Origin of the sequence: Streptomyces sp. NPDC059850 (assembly GCF_042731515.1) — a bacterium.
In the GTDB taxonomy this organism is placed as follows: domain Bacteria; phylum Actinomycetota; class Actinomycetes; order Streptomycetales; family Streptomycetaceae; genus Streptomyces.
This window is the reverse complement of the sequence record NZ_JBHWJI010000155.1, coordinates 1-1,452: the sequence shown is the minus strand read 5'-3', so window position 1 is coordinate 1,452 and position 1,452 is coordinate 1. Positions and strand designations below refer to the sequence as shown.

Sequence of the window (1,452 nt, the reverse complement as noted above, 5' to 3'; positions counted from 1 at the left end):
TGATGTGGCGTCGTCGATGGCGGACGGGTTGGCGTCGGTGGTGAACGTCTACGGGCCGACCGAGACCACGGTGTGGTCGACCAGTGCGCGGGTGTCGGGGCCGGAGGTGTCGATCGGCCGTCCGCTGGCGAACACGCGGGTGTTCGTGCTGGATGATGCCTTGCGCCCGGTGCCGGTCGGGGTGCGCGGTGAGCTGTATATCGCGGGTGCGGGTGTGGTGCGTGGTTACCACGGTCGGCCGGATCTGACGGCGGAGCGTTTTGTGGCGTGTCCGTGGGGTGGGGGTCGGATGTATCGCACGGGGGATGTGGTGCGGTGGAAGGCCGGGGGCGCGCTGGAGTATGTGGGGCGTTCGGATGCCCAGGTGAAGGTGCGGGGATTCCGCATCGAGCTGGGCGAGGTGGAGTCGGGGTTGTTGGCGGTCGAGGGTGTGGGCCGTGCGGTGGCGGTGGTTGATGAGGGTGTGCTGGTGGGGTATGTGGTGCCGGAGCCGGGTGCGGTCGTGGATGCGGCTGAGGTGCGTGAGGGGGCGCGTTCGCGGTTGCCGGAGTACATGGTTCCTACGGTGGTGATGGTGCTGGATGCGGTGCCGTTGACGCCGAACGGGAAGGTGGACCGGCGGGCTCTGCCAGCTCCGGACTCCGCACATTACGAGATGGGCTCGCGGGTGGCGCGGTCGCCGCGTGAGGAGATCGTGTGTGGTCTGTTCGGTGAGGTGCTGGGGCGGTCCCGGGTGGGGATTGATGAGGGGTTCTTCGATCTGGGTGGTCATTCGCTGCTGGCCACACGGTTGGTGTCGCGGCTGCGGTCGGTGCTGGGTGTTGAGGTGTCCATTCGGCAGTTGTTCGAGAATCCGACCGTTGCCGGGCTGAGCCGGGTGCTCGATCAGGCAGGTGGGACGCGTCCGGCGCTGCGGGCCGGGAGGCGGCCGGAGCGGGTCGGGTTGTCGTTCGGGCAGCAGCGGTTGTGGTTCTTGCACCGGTTGGAGGGCCCGTCCGCGACGTACAACATTCCGCTGGCGCTGCGTCTTTCGGGGCAGTTGGACCAGCCAGCGTTGCGCGCGGCCCTGGCCGATGTGGTGGCCCGGCACGAGAGTCTGCGGACGGTGTTCGCGGAGGATGCCGAGGGCGCGTATCAGGTGGTGCTGGACGACGTGGAGGTGCCGTGGGAGGTGGCCACGGTCGCCGAGGACGAGGTACCTGCTCGCTTGGCCGCCGCCGCGCGCCATGCTTTCGACCTTGCCACCGAGATCCCCGTACGGGCCACGCTCCTGGAAACCGCACCTGACCAGCACACCCTCCTGCTCCTCGTCCACCACATCGCCAGCGACGGATCCTCAACCCGCCCGCTGATGCGCGATCTGGCCGCCGCGTATGAGGCGCGGGTGGCGGGTGAGGTGCCGCGGTGGTCGCCGCTGCCGGTGCAGTACGCCGACTACGCGCTGTGGCAGCG

At 69.1% G+C, this 1,452-nt stretch carries 1 protein-coding gene; it reads left to right on the top strand.

From position 1 onward, the window contains the following. Positions 1-16 precede the first annotated feature (16 nt). Positions 17-1,452, top strand: a 1,436-nt coding sequence (locus tag ACFV9T_RS42715) for a condensation domain-containing protein (protein ID WP_385449288.1), incomplete at its 3' end; no start/stop codon positions are given.